The following is a 17,991-nucleotide window of genomic DNA, read 5'->3' on the forward strand; positions in this document are numbered from 1 at the left end:
AATATAGTAAAGAATAAAATTGTGAATTTTAAGATGAGAATTGGTTTTTTTTGCCAATTCATTAGATTTATTGTAGTATATTTATAGAAAATATTGGAGGTGAACTTTATGGTGGAAATTTTAAAAGTAGTTAATATGACAAAGAAATATTCAGATGATAGGGAAATTATCAAAATAAAGAATTTTACTGTAGAAAAGGGAACCATTCATGTCATCGAAGGAAAAAGTGGTTCTGGGAAATCGACTTTTTTAAGTATTATAGGTGGATTGGAATTTCCCACAAATGGAAAGGTTTATTATAATAATGAATCATTTTATGATTTGCCTGAGCAAAGACAAGCTGAAATAAGGGGGCATAAATTTGGCTTTGTATTTCAATCCTTTCATTTAATACCAGAATTGACCGTTCGAGAGAATATTGAACTTCCATTGAAACTATCAAAAAAAAGGGAGAAACAATTGAAATATAGTATTGATGAGCTTTCGCAAGAATTAGGAATTCACTTTTATTTAAACAAGCTTCCAACTTTTCTATCAGGTGGGGAGCAGCAAAGAGTGGCTATTGCCAGGGCTTTAATAACTGAACCAGATATATTATTTGCGGATGAACCAACAGGTAATTTAGATCAAATTACAACTAAAAGTATTACTAGCTTATTAACTAAATTTAATAAGGAAAGAGAACTTTCTTTAATTATAGTCACACATGAGAAGAATTTAATTCAAGTTCCTCACTTTTTATATTCCATGAAAAACGGTGTATTAGAGGAGATGAGTTAAGTGTTTACGTTAGGATTTAAATTTCTATGTTCTAGAAGAAAGTGGACTATATTGATAGTCCTTGCATTGTGTCTCATTATTTCTTCTGTTCTCTCTATATTTACAGCATCTGAGGCTATTAGAGCTGCCCTAATGGAAAAATCTTATTTGCAATACGGGAAAAATAGTGGAGTTCTGGTTGGTATTGAAAAGTCTAAATCTGAAATAAATAAGGAAGTAAAAAATATAGGCGAATTCCAATTGATTGATTGGATTCCTTTAGAGAATTCCAATTCCGCTACAATTGGATGGATGGATAAGGGAGCTGTAGACTTATCGAAAATTAAAGTAATGGAGGGACGTTTGCCAATTGGAAAAAATGAAGTAGCCATTGAATCCGCATACTTAAAATTATTTAATAGTAGCTGGGCTATTGGAGACATGATAACACTAGATGGTGAAGAAAAGCAATGGAAAGTAAAAATTGTTGGGATTATTTCCAATTATTCCTCGAAAAGGTATATACCTTTTCAATTTCAAAAAGAATTAGCTTTCCCCAATATTTTTATTAGCGAGCAATATAAAGACAAGTCTAGTAAAAGGAATTATCTAATTAACTATGAAGACGGCAAAAACACTACTCTCAAAAAAACAGAAAATTTACTAGCTGAGTATGATGATAAGGGTTTTGTAAATGAAAAGCTATTTTTGGAAGGCCTAAGAGATTATGATACTATTCGTAATATTTCAATCTTTTATCAAACGGTTATTCTTTTCATTTCGATATTTTCTATAAGCAGTTTATTTGCTTATTTTAATAAATCGCAACGGAGAAAAATTGGGGTATTAAAGGCACTTGGAATAAAAAGAATGCAGCTGTATTTTTTTTACTTTTCTCAAACATTTATTCTTTTCTTTTCTGGTTTGATTTTAGCAGTCCCCCTAAATTATGTTTTTAAATTCCTAATAATAAATAAGAGTTTTAAAGAAGGTATAAGTACATATCAAAATCAGACTTATACTTTTAGTATATGTTGGATTCTCTTTCTTTTTTTCATGGTTTTATTTCTATCTTTTTGGGAGATATTTCGTTCTAGAAATCTATCTATAAAAATGTTAATTAATGGAGTAGAAAAAATACCGATTGTGAATATACTAATTAATAAAAATATAAAAAGATTTGAGATAAAACAGTTAACAAGACAATTATTTTTGTTTCCTAAACAATTTATTTTAACTGTAGCAATGATAAGTTTGTCTATACTTATTTTATTGTTTTCTGTCATTTTTCAAAAAGAGACGGAAGGTATATGGGATATAGATGAATATTATTATTTAAATTCCCAGGAGGTTTACGGATTTGACACGCAAGATAATCTGCCTATCCTTTTAAGGAAGGGGTTAACTTTTTCAGAACAACAAGTTACGAATCTAAAGATTCTGCCTGGTGTTCAATATGTTGAGAAGAATCCTTTTATGGTAGATGTAATTCCATTAATCACATCACAGCAAAAAACAAAAGATATTACTCAATGGTTGGATAATCAGGGAGAAATAATCACTTATAATCAAAAATGGATTGTGCCAAATGTTAAATATGAAATTATTGATAAAGAGGAATTTTCACACCTTTTCCCAGAGGATGATTATAAAGCATTTCGAGGCAAAATCATGATCTTTGTTCCTAATAAGGATGGTAGAAAAGATGCAAATTTAAATAATCTGAAAGGAGAAACAATCGAATTCATTAAACAGGAAAAGCATGAAGGGAAATTGCAGAAAATAAAAGAACAGTTCGAAGTATATAGTGTTAACAATGAAACATATGTAAAACAAATTAATAACAAAAACAAAATAAGTTATGATGGTTTTACTATTATTTTTGATAAAGATACAATGCAGAATTCTAAACTCTTCAACGGTTATATGGAACTCGGAATATTTCTTGATACTAATATTACAGAAAATGAATTAAAGAAGATTGATGATTATGTTAATCAGATGATTGCTACTGTACCTGGTAGTTTGTTACAGAACATACCAGAATTTATCCAAAATGATACAAAGATAACTTCGTTGTTAGGTTTCCTTGCAAAATTTTCTTTCATAATTACTTTTCTTCTTACAGTTACTAGTATGTTTATAATCGTATTTAGTAAATACCAACTCCAAAAAAAGGAGTGGGGGATTTATCTGTCTTTAGGAATGTCAAAAAGAAAATTATATTATTTTCTGACATCAGAAATGGTGGTTTATTGTTTAATTGCTGCTTTAATGAGTTTTATTATTATATTTTTGTATTTAATGGGCGCAGTTTTAACCTTAACCTTTCCTCTCTCTTACTATTTATATTATTATCTTCTCGTTATTATATATATGTCGCTTCTATTAATAGTTGGAAGTTTTATTATTTATAAAATAGTCATAAATCAAACAGTGTATAATATGTTAAGGGAAGTAGAATAAGTAAATTTTTAGTTGCTTTTAATCAGTCCATACAATTATAAACAAAAATCTAGTCGTATATGATAATAAGAGAATGTAGACAGAATCTGTATTTTAGTGAAAAGAGGGAGGAAGAGTGAATAAGAGTTTATGGGCTGGATTTATTATAGGGATTGTAGTGACCATTGGCATCGGATTAGCAATTATCTTTATTGGGGATTATTCTGTTCAAAAGGAAACGAAAACAGGATCTCAATCAATTACAGAGGAGGGGAATAGTAAAGAGGAAAAGTCTAGCAAAATAGACGGAAATAACGAGAGTGAAGGAATATCCTACAGTATCGAACCATATGCTTTGCTATTAAAAAAGGAGGATGGATCTATAGAATCATTTAATCATGATAGTGCATCAAGCGAAATGAAGCCTGTTGATTATTCACCTACTCGAAAAAAAGTTTTGTTAACTCCACAATATGGGTGGGAGGCAGGTGGGGCGCTCTATGTTTATTCGAAAGAAGATGGATTAAAAGAAATAATCAATGTGAACGCTACCTCTGGTGAACAAGAATATCCAAGTGGAGCTGTTTGGCTAGATGAGCGATATATACTTTATATGAATAGTAATTTGTATGGAACGATTCCTAGTGGAGAATTAAAAATCTATGATACGGAAACTAAACGGCAGCTGCCACTTGACCTATTTAAAGGTGATGCGGCAACGCACCTTGCTCGATTAACTAGTATGGGAAAAACGTATATAGTTATTGGAGGAATACAGTTCACAGATGATATGTTAAATGATACGAAAGCATATGTGGAGCAGCATGATTTAGAAGAAATTCTTAAATTGGTAGAAAATGATAGATAGTTTGAATTGAAAGACCACAAAGGGGTTATAGAAAATCTATAACCCCAACATATCAACCTTATAAACTAATCAATAAGCCCTTCTTCTTTCAAAAATTCGACCGCAACATCTTCATATTGCTCTTTATCAATATCTACTTTTGCATTTAATTCTTGCATTTTTTCATTATCAATTTTTCCGACAAGCATGCTTAATACTTCTTCTAATTCTGGATATTTCTCTAATGTTTCCGCTCTAATTACTGGTGTTGCATAGTATGGTGGGAAGAAGTTCTGATCATCTTCTAGAACTTGTAAATCAAATGCTGGGATACGGCCGTCTGTTGAAAAGGCGTCAATAACATCGACATCACCGTTTTTAATCGCACTGTACATAATACCAGAGTCCATTGCTTGCGTATTTTTAAATTGTATTCCATAGGTATCGATAAGACCTGGATAGCCATCTTCTCTTTCTAAGAATTCCGGTTCAGATCCTAAGGTTAGGTCCGGTGCGATCTTTTTTAAGTCTGAAATAGTCTTTATTTGGTACTTTTCCGCATCTTCTTTGCGCATGGTTAATGTGTATGTGTTGTTAAATCCAAATGGCTCTAGCCAAACTAAATTATAGTCTTCTTTAAATCTTTTTTTCACTATTTCATAGGCTTCGTCAGGATCACTAACCATATCTTCCTTTAAGATACTTAATAATCCAGTACCTGTATATTCCATATACATATCATAATTTCCGGTATTAACCCCCTCAAAGGCTGGGGCGGTTCCGCCAAGAAAAGATTCATAATTTACTTTTAAGTCTGTGTGCTCTTCAATGAGATGCCCCATGATGTACACCATAATTTCTTGTTCTGTGAAATTTTTTCCAGTAATAGTGATGCTATCCTTTCCGCTTTTTCCATTGCTGAAATTGGCAATCACAGTCGAAAGTGGAAGGAGTACGATTAAACCTGCAACAATCCAGATTCGTATTTTGCTTTTTTTCACTTTTTTATTTTGAAGACCTTGAGGGGTCACATCTGTTTCTAATAGTTTTAATAAGTAATCAAATATAATCGCCAAAAGGGCAGATGGGATGGCTCCAGCAAGGATAAGGCCAGTATTATAGGTTTGTAAACCACGGAAGATCAAATCTCCCAGTCCGCCTGCGCCGATTAATCCAGCGATTGTTGCCACCCCGATTATTAATACTGTTGCAGTCCGAATTCCTCCCATAATAACGCTTAAGGATAGTGGCAATTCAACCATCCATAACACTTGGCGATTGGTCATACCCATCCCTACGCCAGCTTCGATTGCAGATTTTTCTACTCCAACAATTCCTAGATATGTATTGCGCAAAATAGGTAATAGACCATAAACAGTTAAAGCAATAATGGCTGGAAGTTTCCCAGTACCGATGAAGGGTACTAGAAATACTAGTAATGCCAAACTTGGTATGGTTTGAAATACGCCGGCTACTCCAATGATGGAGTCTGCGATTTTCCTGTGGCGAGTTAAATAGATTCCTAGTGGAACGGAAATCACGATTGCAATGGCGATAGAAATAAGAGAAAGATACATATGCTCTAAAATTAAATTCCATATTGTCGGCCAACGGTTGATGAAGACATCTATTGTGTCTGTGATTATATTAGGAATGGCTCATCCCTCCTTTTTATTCTCCAATTTGGTCAGCAATATATTCCACAAGACCTGCACGGTTGACAATACCAATAATTTTAGAATGCTGGTCAATTACTGGAATAAAGCCATATTGGGATTCACTAACAAGTTGAAAAGCTTTTTCCGTTGTTTCTTCAAGATGAAGCATTTTTATATTCGTATCCATGATATCTTTCAAGGTTAATTCTTCTTCTCTATATCGTTTTTGTACCTCCCACACATTCGCTATCCCGAGAAAGGTATTAGATTTGTCGACGACCACTAGACTATCCACACGCTTTCTTCTCATTAATTTCAATGATTCTGCAAGACCGCGAGACTCACCGGCTGTTACAGGAGGAACCATTAATTTTGCTAATTTAGGTAAAGAAATATTTTCTTGCAAACGATCTTCTCCAATAAAATTGCGGACAAACTCATTTGCTGGGTGACGTAATATATTTTCTGGCCGATCTAATTGCACAATTTCTCCGTCTTGCATAATACAAATTCGATCCGCTATTTTAAGGGCTTCATCCATATCATGTGTAACAAAGACAATTGTTTTTTTGATATCCTGCTGCAAGCGGACTAATTCATCTTGCAATTGTTCGCGGCTGAGAGGATCCAAGGCACTAAACGGTTCATCCATCAAAATTATTTTCGGCTCTGCCGCAAGTGCTCTAATAACCCCGATTCTTTGCTGCTGTCCACCGCTTAATTCAGAAGGGTAACGATCACCAAATGTATCAGGATCTAACCCGACCATTTTCATTAAATCATTAATTTTGTCTACATATTGTTCTTTTTTCCATTTTTGGAGTCTAGGAACGAGCGATACGTTTTCTTTAATCGTCATATGGGGTAATAAACCTATTTGCTGAATGACGTAGCCAATAGTTCTGCGGAGTTTTACAGGATCCTCTGTGGAAATATCCTTTCCTTCGATTGTAATGGAACCACTAGATGGTTCTATAAGTCGATTGATCATTCTCATCGTAGTTGTCTTGCCAGAACCACTTGGACCAATTAGAACAAGTAATTCTCCTTCCTTTACCTCGAATGTAATATTCTTCAGCGCTTTAAATCCATCTTGAAACGTTTTGGTTACTTCTTTAAAATGAATCAATTTCTACGAACACCTCCAGACCTTTCTTTAAAACTAATTACCCGTTTTTGCTAACTAACTAACCGCCTTTTTTAAACTATTTATGAAAGACATTTACTATTATATCATTATTTTTAGAAAGATAAGACCAAAAAGGAATATTTAAGGGAATTATAATTAGAATTTTCAATGAAATGATAAAGGAGAATAATAATGTAATTATAATTTGGTGAATCCTAGAACGAATTATCTGACTAGCTATTTGTTAGCAAATATGTATTTATAAGAAATATTTAATATGGACAGGGGTTATCCTAACACAAGTAAATAACTATTGGATAAGCCCTAATTCTATTCTCTATAAAAAATTAACCGTATTTTTTCTAAATTGTTTAGGAGTAATTCCGGTATACTTTTTAAATACTTTCGTGAAATAGCTTTGATCGGTAAAATGTAAAAGGGCATGAATATCAGATAAGGAATGTTCTGCAAAAGTCATCAGTTTTTTTGCTTCCTCAATTTTCATTTGCTGTATGTATTCACTAATAGGAATTCCCACTTCTTTTTTAAATAAATTGGATAGGTATTTGGGGCTGATAGATAAATGCTCTGCAATGGACTGTAAGGTTAATGGTTCATAGATATGCTTGTAAATATAGTTTCTGCATTGAAAAATCGGTCGCGAATAATTTTCCCTATTTGTTTTAGCTACTTTATCTGCAAATTCATACAAGATATTTTCTGTGAAGAAATGAATGTCCTTTAAATCTTGTAATTCCTCTAAGTCTTGAATGTAGCGGTCTCCTAAAGAATAGGCGATTTCAGGATGAAGACCGCCTGTAATGGCCGCACGGGTTGCAAGGGTAATGGTTGCAATAGTTAAATTTTTTTGATTTCTTACTTCATTTTTTTTAGAAAGCATTCCAAAATGAAAGGAAGTATTTTCTTTAAAGGCTTTCCAATATGCAAGCAGATTTTCCTTTTGTCCATCTATAATAAATTGATAGAGTTTTTTCTCAGCGATAGGATCATGGTGAAAGGAGGAATTTTGGTGTGTTTCTAATATGTATTTATTTGCAGTCTTGTCATCGGTTAAATGATTGGGCGATTGCATTTTTGGAATGATAATGTCTTTGTCATAAATCTTGTTATTGTATAAAAAATAGATAAGTTTGCAGATTTGTCCTAATTTCGCATTGCTTATGACGGGAAGAGAATAATAATAGTCGCTTAAGGCTTCTTCCAAACCTTTTTTCCGATAGGCAGTTATCAAGTTATCTATCAGCAGTCTACTTGGTCGTTTAGATAAAACGGGGCCTAAAATAATGGTACCTAAGTTGGTAATTGGAATGATGGATACGTTTTCAAAAAAAGGTGTACCTATTATGGCGGGAGACAGAGAATTCTTTCCATTTCTAGGAATGACCTGTCTGTAAAAGGATTGTTTAGAAGGATAAAGAGGATTAATTAGTTCGTTCGCTGTTTTTTCTGCCATTATAGTTCCTTCATTATTAAGTAAAGTAATAGAGATACTTAATATATCTGTCATTAAATTACATATATACTCCAAATTCTTCATATTTAGACGATTTCCCACTAGATTCTCCTCCATTAAATTGAATGTTGTCAAAATTTAGAGAGTGATAAGGTAGTTGAAATACCAAAATAATAGAAATTATACCATAACCATCTTTGATAACAGTATATACTTGGACTACTCAGGTAAGCGCTTTCTATTCATTTTGTTTCTTTTTAGATTTATAGAAAGCAGAAAAAATCTCTTTTAAAAGGAGTGGAACTTTATGAGGAAAATCTATGGTTTTGTTTTATTATTTCTATTTATGATTGTGTTAGGGGCATGCAGCAATAGCTCCTCAACGAGTACAGAAGATCTAACCATTCCAGATAATCCAGAGGATATAAAAGGGGATGTCACCGTCTGGGCCTGGGCATTAGAAGCAAATTATTTAGAAAAGGATGTACTTCCTGCTTTTAATAAGAAATATCCTAATGTAAACGTGAAGGTTGAGCATATTGGTGTTGATCAAGTATACCAAAAGGTTAGTGCGGGTCTTTCATCAGGGGGAAGCGGATTACCAGATGTAGTACAGGTAGAAAATAATCGTATTCATTCATTTACAGATGATTTTCCTGATGCATTTACGAATTTAAGTTCACTTGGCTTTGATAAACATGAAAATGAATTTTCTAAGTCGAAAATAGATGGGTTAAAGGATAAGGATGGAAATATTATTGCAGCACCAAGAGATTTAGGACCAGTGGGTGTTATCTATCGGACAGATATTTTTGAGGAGGCAGGAGTTGACCCAGCGACTATCAAAACATGGGATGACTATATCAAAGCGGGGAAAAAGGTTGTTGAACATACGGGGAAGGCATTTCTAGGAACAGATGGAGATGGTTTGCTTAGAATTATGCTGCAGCAGCAAGGAAGCTATTATTTTACAGAGGATGATAAATTAGATCTTACTTCAGACGCAGCCAAAAAGGCCATTGATATTTTGCAAAAAATGAAGGATGCAGAATTAATTATCTACACAAATAACTGGGATGGGCAAGTAGCAGCAATGAAAAATGGAGAGGTCGCAACACAGCCTGGTGCTGTCTGGTGGAGTGGAACGATGATTGAACAAATGCCTGAGCTGTCAGGTAAATGGGGCATGTTCCAACTGCCTGCTTTTGAAGAAGGGGGAGGGAGAGCTTCTAATGATGGAGGATCTGCCTTAGCGATTCCAAGTAAATCGGATAATAAAGTAGCAGCATATGTGTTTGCTGAATTTGCATCAACAGATGTAGAATCACAAATTAAGGCACTTACGAATAGAGGATTATTCCCAGCGTTATTAGCAGCATATGAAGAGCCGGTTTTCAGTGAAGAACAAGAATATTTTAATAATCAAACATTCTTTAAAGATTTTGCTGATACAGTAACAGATATTCCCTCTGTTAATCACAGTAGTGCAGAGCTAGAACTCAGATCCATTATGACAAGTCAAATGGAAGCGTTTTTACTTGAGAATAAACCAGCAGCACAAATATTGGAGGATGGAAAGAAACAAGCTGAGCAGCAAACTGGATTGGAATCGAGCAAATAAAAACCATTTTTGCTAAAGGATTAGAGGTTGACTTTGAGAATAGCATTTGAACCTATTTTTGAATGCAGCCTCTAAAAAAGGAGGGAGAGAAGGATGTCGGATAATAAAATGCTAGAAACAGGAACAAATTCATTAACTATAAAAAAGAAAAAACAATTTATCACGCCTAAGACCGTTCCTTATCTATTTGTTGGTCCAGCCTTGCTATTGTTTATTGCTTTTACGGTTTATCCTATAATTGCTTCTTTTCTATTAAGCTTTCAAACAAAGGTGGCAGGTGTTTATACTTTCTCTGGGCTTGCGAACTATACACGGCTTTTCAGTGATCCACTCTTTTACAAAGCGCTTGGCAATACATTTATTATTTTGCTAGTGCAGGTTCCGATTATGTTATTCCTAGCCGTCTTATTAGCGAGTGTATTGAATTCTAGTTTATTAAGAATGAAAGGTTTTTACCGGGTCGCTTTTTTTACTCCTGCTGTTACTTCATTAGTCGCAGCTTCCATCATTTTTGTATTGCTGTTAAATACAGACTACGGTTTAATCAATTATTTATTCACTTCAATCGGTCTTGAGAAGGTCCATTGGCTGACAGATCCTTTCTGGGCGAAGGTCTCCCTTATTCTTGTAACAACTTGGAGATGGACTGGCTATAACATGGTTATCTTATTAGCTGGCTTGCAAAACATCCCGAATAGTTTGTATGAAGCAGCTAGTATAGATGGTGCCAGTACAATCAAGAAATTCTTTTATATCACGATTCCACAGCTTAAGCCCGTTCTGTTATTTACTTTTGTAATGTCAACAATTGGCTCCTTTCAATTATTTGATGAGCCGTACAACTTAACAAATGGCGGTCCAAATAATGCGACCATAACGATTACTTACTATCTTTATAATCAGGGCTTCAGTTTCTTTAATTTTGGTTATGCATCGGCCATTGCTTATGTAATTGTGCTCTTTATCGCGGTTCTATCATGGATTCAATTTAAGGTGGTGAGAAATGACTGATGGCAAAACAGAAACGCATTCAAAAAATATTTATGCATCTATTTTTACTTATTGGTGTGGTCATTTCGATTGGTCCATTTTATTGGATGCTTGTAGGGGCAACAAATCCTTCAGGCGATGTGCTGGCCTTTCCTCCAAAATTGATCCCTGGTGATTATTTGCTGGAGAACCTACGAAATTTAAGCAATTCTATCGATATTGTCAAAGCGGTAACTAATTCATCAATCATTGCGATTGTTTTTGTCATAGTAAGTTTATTCATTTGTTCCGCAGCAGGCTATGCTTTTGCGAAGTTTAAATTTAAGGGCAGCAATCTGATTTTTGCATCCTTTTTATTGGCGATGATGATTCCGTATCAGGCTACGATTATTCCACTATTTCAAATCTTTGGATCGTTAGACTGGATCAATACGTATCAAGCGATTATATTGCCGCAAATATGCTATCCCTTTGCTATCTTTTTAATTAGGCAAAATATGCAGGGAATACCAGATTCCTTAATAGAAGCAGCAAGAATAGATGGAGCTGGAGAATTCTTTATCTTTTTCAAAATTGCTTTGCCAACAATGAAGCCTGCTTTAGCGGCTGTTGGGATTTTCCTTTTTACCCATCAATGGAATAATTTTATGTGGCCATTAATAGTGATGACAACACAGGAAAATTATACTTTGCCAGTGGCTTTGTCCACTTTAGCTGGTCTTAATTCTATTGATTATGGACAATTGATGTTAGGGACAGCTATTTCGGTAATCCCAGTAATGGCCGTCTTTCTTATCCTGCAAAAGCATTTTATTTCCGGTATTTTAGGTGGTTCGATAAAAGAATAAAGAATATAGATAGGAGTGCAAATAATGACGAAAAAATGGACGGAGGAAAAATTAACACTAGGTGTTTGCTATTATCCAGAACACTGGTCAGAGGAGCTGTGGGAAGATGATTTTCAAAGAATGAAGGAGTTAGGATTTACCTATGTTCGCATGGGAGAATTTGCCTGGACGATATTGGAGCCAGAAGAAGGGGTATATTCTTTTGCTTTATTTGATCGAGCGATTGAAAAAGCCCATAAATTCGGCCTGAAGATAGTGCTCGGAACCCCAACAGCTACACCGCCAGCATGGCTGACCCATAAATATCCTGATGTATTGAATGTATCCCAAACAGGCATACCGTTCCAGCATGGCGCTCGAAGACATTATAACTATAATTCGGAAAACTATCGAAGACTAAGTTCCGCTATCGTGACAGAAATGGCAAAACATTATAGCCATAATCCAGGCGTTGTCGGCTGGCAGATTGATAATGAATTAAATTGTGAAATAGATGTTTTTTATTCGGACGCCGATCATCTAGCTTTTAGAAAATGGGCAATGGAAAAATATCAAACGTTAGATCAATTAAATGAGGCATGGGGAACTGTTTTTTGGAATCAGACATATACCAGCTGGGATCAAGTTTATTTAACTCGCACAACGGTTCCCAATTCTCCCAACCCTCATCATATGTTAGATGAAAAGCGGTTCATTTCTGATAGTGCTATTTCTTATGCAAAAATGCAAGCAGACATTATTCGGAAATATACAAGCAATCAGTGGGTTACCACAAATGGGATGTTTAAGCATCTCGATAATCATAAGCTGACAAATGAAGTGCTAGACTTCTATGCTTATGATTCTTATCCTAACTTCGGCAGAGTATTAGAAGATAAGAGCGATAAGCCTTTGCGAGACCGGAAATGGAGCTGGAACTTAAGTGTAGTCCGCAGCATTTCCCCTAATTTTGCTATTTTTGAACAGCAGTCCGGTCCCGGCGGATGGGTGACACGACTAGAACAGCCGTCGCCTAATCCAGGACAGCTTCGCCTATGGACCTATCAATCGATTGCACATGGTGCAGATTTAGTTATGTATTTCCGCTGGCGAACATCAACAAAAGGAACAGAAATTTACTGGCATGGCATTAATGACTATCATAATCTGCCTAACCGCCGTATAAAAGAAGTAGAGCAAGTAAGCAAGGAGATTCAACTAATCGGAGAGAAGATAGCAGGAGCGACTTACCAGGCAGAGATAGCAATCGTCACTAATTATGATAATGAGTGGGATGCGGAATTTGATAAGTGGTCAGGACCTTTTGCTTCCCTTAGCAAAGAGGCATGGTTTAAGGTGCTGCAGTACAATCATATACCTGTAGATGCCTCTAATCTAAATAGTAACTCTAATCTAGATGAGTTGAAAAAATATAAAGTACTGGTGTATCCTCATGCAGCGATTGTATCAGAACAAACAGCGAATTTGCTGAAAAAGTATGTAAAGCAAGGTGGTAAATTGATACTAGGCTGTCGCACTGGATATAAGGATGAAACAGGTCAAGTCTATATGAAGGCATTCCCAGGTTATCTAGCAGACCTTACGGGAATAACGGTAGAGGATTTTACAAGGGAAGCACCGTTTGAAACTACTCCAATCGTAATCTACAAAGAAAAAACAGAGATTAAGACTAGAGGATTTTATGAGACTTTAAAAATCGAATCAAAAGATACGAAAGTAATAGGGAGGTTTTCTGACTGCTATTTTGAAGGAAAGCCCGGCCTGGTTAAGCACCAATATGGAGAGGGAGCTTGTTATTATTTTGGAGGCGTTTTTACTATCGAGCTTGTTGAAAATTTACTTGAAGAAATACAAATAAATAATAATAACAAATTTGATTTACCTGAAAGTGTAGAGTTGTCCATACGCAAGAAAGAAGGGAAGGAATTTGTTTTCTTATTAAATTATTCCTATGAGACGCAGGAACTGGAAGTCAAGGAGGGAATGACCAATATTTTAACAGGAGAGAAGGTACATCAGAAGATACAATTGAAGGGTTATGATGTACTTGTGTTAGAGTAGAATATCAGAGGGATAAAGAGGCTTAAGGAAGGACGTTGTAAATAAAGCAACGTCCTTTTAAATTTACTAATATCTGCAAAATAAAAATTATTATTTTCATATTGTATGATTGTCCTTTATACTAGGGAAGTATGTTAAAAATAGAGTAGCTAGATCCCTCAAAGAAATGATTCTTTTCAAATAAATTAGCTAGTGAATTTTTGTAAGGAGGAAATGTCGTTTGACCACTATTGAAAAAGAAACAATGATTGTTGATATTAAGAATGTTGATGAAAAAGGTGCTGGACAAGCAGTTGTTTGGCGCGAAAATGAATTAGGCAACAAAAAGAAGCTAAAACTAACAATCCCGCAAACTTTACCAGGTGAAAAGGTAAAGGTAACAGTTGATCAGCCGCATAGAAGACATCGAAAAGCGATGCCAGAAGAAATCATAGATGCACATGCGGAAAGAATTGGACCAGCTTGTCCACATTTTGAAAAATGCGGCGGATGTGTATGGCAGCATTGGGATTATAATGGGCAATTACAACAAAAAACCAATCATGTAAAACGGGTGATTGAAGAACAAGGATTTGATCCTAGCTTAGTAAAAGATACAATCGGCATGGATGAGCCTTGGAGATACCGCAATAAAATGGAATTTACCTTTGCTGCGGATGGTTCTCTTGGTCTACATGAGCAAGGGAATTTTAGAAAAATTATTTCCTTAGAAACTTGCCTGATCGCTGGAAAAGAAATGGTGGAAGCGGCACTTGAAATAGCCAATTGGGTAAAGGAACATGCATTAAAAGGTTATAATAAAGATACACATGAAGGACTTCTTCGTCATTTAATGGTGAGACAGTCTTTTGCTACAGGGGAAATGATGTTGGCGCTATTTGCGACAGAAGCTCCAGACGGTTCTTTGAAAGATGCAGTGGATACAGTAGTTGCTCGTATTACCGAAAAGTTCCCACAAGTTAAAAGCTTTATGTGGTTAGAGAATACCGATTGGGCAGATCGTACGCAATCAGAAAAAAGTCATACATTAGCTGGGAGAGATTTCATTTACGATGAAATGGATGGATATCGATTCCGCGTCTGGTTTGATACTTTCTTCCAAACGAATCCGACGCAAGCACAAAAATTAGTCGATTTAGCTGTAGAAATGGCGGAACCAAAGAAATCAGAGAATATGATTGATCTATTCTGTGGTGTCGGTACATTTTCTCTTCCATTCGCGAGCAGGGTTGGCAAGCTTGTCGGGATTGAAATTGTCGAAAGTTCGATTGAATCAGCAAAACGAAATGCAGGAGATAATGGTATTGATAATACTACTTTCCTAGCACAAGATGCCCGAACTGGATTAGCACAAGTATTAGAAACATTTGGCAGACCTGAGTTATTGCTGCTAGATCCTCCTCGCTCTGGTGCAGGTGGAAAGGTAATGAGACGTATCGGACGTTCTCAACCAGAAAGAATTGTATATGTATCATGTAATCCAGATACCTTTGCTACTGATATTAAGCAACTGGAGCCATTTGGATATACATTGAAAGTGGTTCAGCCAGTCGACTTATTCCCGCATACCGTTCACGTTGAATGCTGTGCATTATTAGTAAGAAATAATTAATATTTGATAAGCTGATTTCAGATTTATTCTGCTATCAGCTTTTTTTGTTATAGAAAGAAAATGGAGTTGTATTAGTATTGTAGAATCTCCACTTTTAAAAAAATTATCCCCTATGCAGGGAAAATATGAGCGATTGGAGAAAGAGGAATTGTAAATATCTGGTTATTTCTCCCAAATATCCCGGCGAATCTTACAGTTCTTCCAACAATTATGCAATGAGTTTTGCTTGCAAACCTGTTAGCCTTGTAAATGGGCCTGTTAAAACAGGAGGTATACAAAAAATGAAACAGTTATTATTTATTGCAATTATATTCACTTTTATTAGTGGTTCTTATATATATATACCATCTATTGCAAATGCAGAAACAATTAGTAAGGAAGAAACAACAACTGTAGCAACAAGAAAATTTGCTGTTGATAAAAAGGAAAATGTAAAAGCTTCTGATGAATCAGCAGACATAACGAATAATGAAAAAAAATTACTGGCCCGTCTTGTTCATGCAGAAGCGAAGGGTGAGCCGTTTGCCGGTAAAGTAGCAGTAGCTGATGTAGTACTAAATCGTCTAGATGATAAGCAGTTTCCTGATACAGTAGAGTCTGTCATCTATGAGAAAAATGCTTTTCAGCCTGTTCAGAACGGTTCCATCGATAAAGCAGCGGATAAAGAGTCCATGGAAGCAGTAGAAGAAGCATTAAATAATGGAAAAGAGAATAAAGAGCTTCTTTATTTCTATAATCCAGATACAGCAACAAGTGATTGGATTTTTACAAGACAAGTGATTAAGCATATAGGAAATCATGCATTTTCTATTTAAGAAGCATTAATTAGTTAATTATTTTGCCCTTATTTCATATATTAGTAGTAGTTGAGGAGATTTTCGAATAGAATTTCTCCATTTTTTTATTCTTTATTATTTATTGCTAATACGGGAAAAAGGAAAATATTTGAAACTTTTTCAATGTACTGTTCGTATAGTTTTTATTGAGGAGGCGATGTGTTGAAGAAAAGTAATCATCGTATAATCATAATCGCATTATTTCCTTTTCTTCTTATATTATTAGCTGGATGTACCGAGAAAACAGTTAAAGATACAGATCCATACATACAACCAGTAGAAGCTGTTTTACAAAATGCCTTAAATGGACCCAAGGATGAATTAATAGAAATATGGAACAAGCAAAAGGAAAGCAAAGCAAATGGAGAAGAAAAGCAGGCTGCTCTAGGAGAATATGAAGAAGCAGTCTTTAAAGATTATTTTTCTAATCAAAAATCCTATAATGATTTCATTACAAGATATGGGACGATCTTAATGATGGAGTCGTATAAAAAGGATTATAGTCTTAAGGTTAAAAATATTGAATTCGAAAGAACTGATTCGAAAGGAAAGATTTATAACTTTTCTATATCATTAGCATATCATAAAAAGGGCATGGATGAGCCAAAAGTAAAACAAGTAACTGGGCAAGCGAATGTAAATGCTGATTATAAAATTGAAAGAATGTTTATCCGTGTAAATGATTTATGGGGATCAATTGATAAGAGAAAGTAAAAGCTGCTATGTTAACGAAGAAGTGGATAAAGATAGCGTTTGAAAAAGAGATGTAATTATTCGCGTGCAGTTCAGAATGCCGAAGCTCCACGGAAAGTAACACCCGATTCAAAGTGATTAATAAATATACTTTACTTAAAACTTCTATTTCAAAAAACGGGAGTTTGTCTACAGTCTGAAGAGACAGGCAAAAATGCCTGTCTCTTATTTCATTGTAATTCCATATCGCATTTTTTCCGATAATTCTTTTCCCGTTGTTTTCAATAGCTGTAAATAGTCATTAAGGAGATCATCACTTACGGAAGAAACTAATGTTGAGATACTAAGCGCTGCTAGTATTTGTCCATGTTGATTTAAAATTGGTACCGCGATACAGCGGACACCTAGTTCATTTTCTTGATTATCCACAGCATACTCGTTATAACGCACTTTTTCTAATTCCATAAGGAAATCTTCTTTCTTGGTGATAGTCCGGTTTGTTGCTTGTGTAAACAGATAGTTATCTAGTAGTGAATGAATTATATCTGGAGGTTGATACGATAACAATAATTTTCCGATTGCTGTACAATGGAGGGGAATTCTTCTCCCAATCCGAGAGTACCGTATAACAGAATTAGCCCCTTCTTCCTTGTCAATGTATACACCTGCATTCCCATCAAGAATACCTAGATGGCATGTTTGGCCCGTCTTTAGTGCTAACTCAACGAGATATTTATTAGCTATTTGCCTGATGTTTAAAGTATTGATAACTAAATTCCCTCTTTCAACGAGCTTTAAGCCTAATCGATATTTTCCATTTTCTGAATTTTGATCAATATAGCGAGATTGCTGCAAAGTCTTTAATAAAGAATGTACTGTACTTTTATGAAGCCCCATTTGTTCGCTGATTTCCGTAATCTTTAATTCTACGGTGTGATCGTTAAATAAATCTAATATTTGAAGTGCACGTTCCACAGATTGAATGATTGGCATAATATCTTCTCCATTTTTGTTTTAT

Annotated in this window: 14 protein-coding genes; 10 read left to right on the plus strand and 4 right to left on the minus strand. The window is 34.9% G+C overall.

Going from position 1 to position 17,991, the window contains the following annotated elements; translation table 11 throughout:
- Positions 1-108: 108 nt before the first annotated feature.
- The 3 genes from NiCM35_RS03755 to NiCM35_RS03765 all read left to right on the plus strand — a co-directional run bounded on the left by NiCM35_RS03755 (position 109) and on the right by NiCM35_RS03765 (position 4,072).
- Entirely contained in the window at positions 109-780 is a 672-nt protein-coding gene (locus NiCM35_RS03755) for an ABC transporter ATP-binding protein (protein WP_433778669.1), read from the plus strand.
- Positions 781-3,225: an ABC transporter permease gene (locus NiCM35_RS03760; RefSeq protein WP_433778671.1), complete on the plus strand. Its 2,445-nt coding sequence runs from the start codon at positions 781-783 to the stop codon at positions 3,223-3,225.
- 115 nt (positions 3,226-3,340) lie between these two features.
- Complete coding sequence (locus tag NiCM35_RS03765) at positions 3,341-4,072, plus strand: hypothetical protein (protein WP_433778673.1); 732 nt, start codon at positions 3,341-3,343, stop codon at positions 4,070-4,072.
- Positions 4,073-4,137: 65 nt separating this feature from the next.
- Here NiCM35_RS03765 and NiCM35_RS03770 read toward each other — a convergent pair whose 3' ends face one another.
- The 3 genes from NiCM35_RS03770 to NiCM35_RS03780 all read right to left on the minus strand — a co-directional run bounded on the left by NiCM35_RS03770 (position 4,138) and on the right by NiCM35_RS03780 (position 8,414).
- The gene (locus NiCM35_RS03770) at positions 4,138-5,628 is read right to left on the minus strand and encodes a glycine betaine ABC transporter substrate-binding protein (protein WP_123259697.1); all 1,491 of its coding nucleotides are present in this window, start codon (positions 5,626-5,628) and stop codon (positions 4,138-4,140) included.
- A 94-nt stretch (positions 5,629-5,722) separates the two neighbouring features.
- Positions 5,723-6,838, minus strand: a complete 1,116-nt coding sequence (locus tag NiCM35_RS03775; RefSeq protein WP_433778675.1) for an ABC transporter ATP-binding protein — start codon at positions 6,836-6,838, stop codon at positions 5,723-5,725.
- A gap of 337 nt (positions 6,839-7,175) precedes the next feature.
- Positions 7,176-8,414 carry a helix-turn-helix domain-containing protein gene (locus NiCM35_RS03780; protein ID WP_433778677.1) on the minus strand — a complete coding sequence of 413 codons (1,239 nt, stop codon included), beginning with the start codon at positions 8,412-8,414 and terminating at the stop codon, positions 7,176-7,178.
- A 205-nt stretch (positions 8,415-8,619) separates the two neighbouring features.
- On the opposite strand from NiCM35_RS03780, the gene NiCM35_RS03785 reads away from it, so the two are divergent.
- The 7 genes from NiCM35_RS03785 (at position 8,620) to NiCM35_RS03815 (ending at position 16,994) form a co-directional block, all read left to right on the plus strand.
- Positions 8,620-9,933, plus strand: a complete 1,314-nt coding sequence (locus NiCM35_RS03785) for an ABC transporter substrate-binding protein (protein WP_249878878.1) — start codon at positions 8,620-8,622, stop codon at positions 9,931-9,933.
- Positions 9,934-10,026: 93 nt separating this feature from the next.
- Positions 10,027-10,944: a carbohydrate ABC transporter permease gene (locus NiCM35_RS03790; RefSeq protein ID WP_082138282.1), complete on the plus strand. Its 918-nt coding sequence runs from the start codon at positions 10,027-10,029 to the stop codon at positions 10,942-10,944.
- Entirely contained in the window at positions 10,944-11,771 is an 828-nt protein-coding gene (locus NiCM35_RS03795) for a carbohydrate ABC transporter permease (RefSeq protein ID WP_370999851.1), read from the plus strand. Before NiCM35_RS03790 ends, NiCM35_RS03795 begins: the two co-directional genes overlap by 1 nt.
- Positions 11,772-11,795: 24 nt before the next feature.
- Positions 11,796-13,832 carry a beta-galactosidase gene (locus NiCM35_RS03800; RefSeq protein WP_433778679.1) on the plus strand — a complete coding sequence of 679 codons (2,037 nt, stop codon included), beginning with the start codon at positions 11,796-11,798 and terminating at the stop codon, positions 13,830-13,832.
- Positions 13,833-14,076: 244 nt separating this feature from the next.
- Positions 14,077-15,444 (plus strand): 23S rRNA (uracil(1939)-C(5))-methyltransferase RlmD, encoded by a 1,368-nt coding sequence (rlmD, locus tag NiCM35_RS03805; RefSeq protein ID WP_370999917.1) that lies wholly within the window; start codon positions 14,077-14,079, stop codon positions 15,442-15,444.
- Between the two features lie 281 nt (positions 15,445-15,725).
- Positions 15,726-16,259 (plus strand): cell wall hydrolase, encoded by a 534-nt coding sequence (locus tag NiCM35_RS03810; RefSeq protein WP_249878875.1) that lies wholly within the window; start codon positions 15,726-15,728, stop codon positions 16,257-16,259.
- 183 nt (positions 16,260-16,442) lie between these two features.
- Positions 16,443-16,994 carry a hypothetical protein gene (locus NiCM35_RS03815; RefSeq protein ID WP_095332315.1) on the plus strand — a complete coding sequence of 184 codons (552 nt, stop codon included), beginning with the start codon at positions 16,443-16,445 and terminating at the stop codon, positions 16,992-16,994.
- 204 nt (positions 16,995-17,198) lie between these two features.
- On the opposite strand, the gene NiCM35_RS03820 is transcribed toward NiCM35_RS03815, so the two are convergent.
- The gene (locus NiCM35_RS03820; RefSeq protein ID WP_095332317.1) at positions 17,199-17,966 is read right to left on the minus strand and encodes an IclR family transcriptional regulator; all 768 of its coding nucleotides are present in this window, start codon (positions 17,964-17,966) and stop codon (positions 17,199-17,201) included.
- Positions 17,967-17,991: the final 25 nt, after the last annotated feature.

This window comes from Niallia sp. M35, from assembly GCF_050971705.1.
Lineage (GTDB): Bacteria > Bacillota > Bacilli > Bacillales > Cytobacillaceae > Niallia > Niallia circulans_A.

Excerpts from the sequence above, each read along its gene's own strand:
- NiCM35_RS03795 (WP_370999851.1), top strand. The coding sequence starts at position 10,944 with ATGGCAAAACAGAAACGCATTCAAAAAATATTTATGCATCTATTTTTA.
- NiCM35_RS03810 (WP_249878875.1), top strand. The coding sequence starts at position 15,726 with ATGAAACAGTTATTATTTATTGCAATTATATTCACTTTTATTAGTGGT.
- NiCM35_RS03770 (WP_123259697.1), bottom strand. The coding sequence starts at position 5,628 with ATGTATCTTTCTCTTATTTCTATCGCCATTGCAATCGTGATTTCCGTT.
- NiCM35_RS03785 (WP_249878878.1), top strand. The coding sequence starts at position 8,620 with ATGAGGAAAATCTATGGTTTTGTTTTATTATTTCTATTTATGATTGTG.
- NiCM35_RS03755 (WP_433778669.1), top strand. The coding sequence starts at position 109 with ATGGTGGAAATTTTAAAAGTAGTTAATATGACAAAGAAATATTCAGAT.
- NiCM35_RS03790 (WP_082138282.1), top strand. The coding sequence starts at position 10,027 with ATGTCGGATAATAAAATGCTAGAAACAGGAACAAATTCATTAACTATA.
- NiCM35_RS03820 (WP_095332317.1), bottom strand. The coding sequence starts at position 17,966 with ATGCCAATCATTCAATCTGTGGAACGTGCACTTCAAATATTAGATTTA.
- rlmD (WP_370999917.1), top strand. The coding sequence starts at position 14,077 with ATGATTGTTGATATTAAGAATGTTGATGAAAAAGGTGCTGGACAAGCA.
- NiCM35_RS03800 (WP_433778679.1), top strand. The coding sequence starts at position 11,796 with ATGACGAAAAAATGGACGGAGGAAAAATTAACACTAGGTGTTTGCTAT.